This is a genomic window from Tepidiforma sp. (assembly GCF_034432735.1).
Taxonomy (GTDB): domain Bacteria; phylum Chloroflexota; class Dehalococcoidia; order Tepidiformales; family Tepidiformaceae; genus Tepidiforma.
Genome location: NZ_DAOUBJ010000124.1, coordinates 1 through 2,402, shown reverse-complemented (window position 1 = coordinate 2,402; position 2,402 = coordinate 1). Strand labels below are relative to the sequence as shown.

Annotated in this window: 3 protein-coding genes and 1 pseudogene; all 4 read right to left on the bottom strand. The window is 67.9% G+C overall.

Features of this window, described 5'->3' with window-relative positions:
- Positions 1 to 436 (bottom strand): hypothetical protein (locus VAE53_RS11245; protein WP_322819457.1); only part of this gene is annotated, 436 nt, incomplete at its 3' end.
- Between the two features lie 59 nt (positions 437 to 495).
- A pseudogene (locus tag VAE53_RS13215) lies at positions 496 to 678 on the bottom strand (N-6 DNA methylase); the annotation flags it as partial.
- A gap of 267 nt (positions 679 to 945) precedes the next feature.
- The gene (locus VAE53_RS11240; protein WP_322819456.1) at positions 946 to 1,740 is read right to left on the bottom strand and encodes an ABC transporter ATP-binding protein; all 795 of its coding nucleotides are present in this window, start codon (positions 1,738 to 1,740) and stop codon (positions 946 to 948) included.
- On the bottom strand, positions 1,740 to 2,402 hold a 663-nt coding region (gene ntrB, locus VAE53_RS11235), incomplete at its 5' end, for a nitrate ABC transporter permease (protein ID WP_322819455.1). The genes ntrB and VAE53_RS11240, both read right to left, overlap by 1 nt.

Here is a 2,402-nt window from a genome sequence, read left to right as displayed (position 1 = left end):
CCGAACGCGAGAGGGCCTTGGCGCTGTCCCCAACGGATAGGAGAAGCCGGTGAAAGTGGGATGTTCGGCTGTGCGGATCGCCACTCAGACCGGTCGTCCCATAGTCTTCCACGAAGACCAGGGTCAGGGGACGGGATCGGTTCGAGAGGCAACTCTCCGGCGACAAGCGAAGGAAAGCCATGCGGTCGGACAATGCTTGTTCGAGCTGCGCGTTGTCGAGGAAGCGTTGCCTGGCTTCGCCCTCGCGGTTCTCGATGCGGAAGACGACGCGTACCCGCCTCTCGCCCTCTTTCGCGGCATCGCACGAGTTCTGGATCGCCTCGCGCGCGAGTTCGGCCGCAGGAGCCAGCCCCGACCCTTGGAGCGTGTTGACGAACGCATTCCCCGTCGCGCCGCCCATAGGTCCGATCGGTTCGAAAGTCCAATTCGCGAGCATCGTGGCCTGCCTTTGCGAGAAGTATTACCGGCTTCGACCTGTGGACAAATCCTGGCGCCCTCCACCGCGGCCAGCTTGCGCCGCAGGATCGCCACCAGGAAGTTCCCGCTCCCACACGCCGGCTCCAGGAAGCGGGCATCGATCCGCTCCGTCTCGTCCTTCACCAGGTCGAGCATCGCCGCCACCAGCCACGGCGGCGTGAAGACCTCGCCGTGGGCGGCAACGCGTGCCTTCGACTTGATGTGGCCCTCCGGGGCCTGGCGGTCTGCGTCGGCAGCCGCGGGTGGCCGGGTCGCTCGCTTGGGACCCACGCTCGAACTCTCCCCCGGCGGATTCGTCATCTCCCGGCTCACAGGCGTCCTCGGCGGGGAATCATACCCCTTCCCTACCCTACCGTTCCCAGACGACAGCAGCTGTCGCTCGCTTCCGCTGCCCCATCCGCCGGCGGGGCGCGCCCCCGTTCGCCAGGCGCGGCAGGCCCCGGCGATGCGCGGGCGCGGCTTCGAGGGCTAGGCGCTCAGGCGCCGGTCGCCCGTCGCCAGCAAGTCGATGATGTGCGCCTTGAGGTCGGCATACGCCGCCAGATGGAGCATCCCCCGCCGGTCGCGCGGGCGGGGGATCGTCACCGGCAGCACCTCCCGGATCGTCGCGCGCGGGCCGTTGCTCATCACGACGATGCGGTCCGCCAGGTAGATCGCTTCGTCGATATCGTGGGTCACCATGATCACCGTCTCGACGGCGCGGGTGCCGCTCCAGATCGAGAGGAGCTCGTCCTGGAGCGAAGCGCGGGTGAGCGCATCGAGGGCGCCGAACGGCTCGTCCAGGAGCAAGACCTTCGGCTCGACGGCGAACGCGCGCGCGATGGCCACCCGCTGGCGCATCCCCCCCGAGAGCTCGGCCGGCTTCTTGTTGCGGTGTTCCCAGAGCCCCACCACGCGGAGCGTGTTCGCCACGATCTCCCGCTTGTACAGCTTGCCCGGGCCCAATCGATTGCCGACGGCCGCGTCCACGGCAACGTACACGTTCTGCCAGACCGTCAGCCAGGGAAGCAGCGCGTGGTGCTGGAAGACCATGCTACGGTCCGGTCCCGGCCCGGCGATCGGCTGACCATCGAGACGGAGCACCCCGCTCGTGGGGCGCACCAGGCCAGCGATGAGGTTCAGGAGCGTCGACTTGCCACAGCCCGAATGGCCGATCAGCGCCACGAACTCGCCGCGCTCCACGTCGAGATCGATCGTGCCCAGTGCGTCGTACGTCTTGAACGACATCGTCACACCGCGGATTTCGAGTTGCGCCGGCGGCATCAGGCCACCTCCTGGTAGGCGAAGCGGGCGGCGATGAAGGCGAACCCGCGGTCCAGCACCAGGCCGACGATGCCAATGAGCAGGATCGCCGACATCACCCGTTCGAGGTCGAGCGCGTTCCAGCTATCCCAGACGAAGAAGCCGATGCCCGTCCCGCCGGAAAGCATCTCGGCAGCCACGATCACCACCCAGGCGATCCCCATGCTCAGGCGCAGACCCGTAACGATGTGCGGCAGCGCGTAGGGAAGGAGGACGCGCAGCAGGTACTGCCGGCGCGAAAAGCGGAAGACCCGCGCGATCTCCTTGTGCGCCCGCGGGATGCTGCCCACACCGAAGGCCGTATTGATCACCGTCGGCCAGAGCGAAGTGATGAACACCACGAAGACCGCCGCGTGCGGCGCCGATTCGAGCGCGACCAGCCCGATGGGGAACCACGCCAGCGGCGAAACCGGGCGGAGGAGCTGCACGATCGGGTCGACCAACCGCCGCGCCCATACGCTCGATCCGAGCACGATCCCCAGCGGGACGGCCACCGCCGCGCCAACGGCGAAACCCGTAAAGACGCGCTGGAGCGACGCCCAAAGCTGGAGCCCGACGCCCTTGTCGTTCGGCCCGTTGTCGTAGAACGGATCGCGGACGAGCGCCCAGAAGGTCGACGCCGT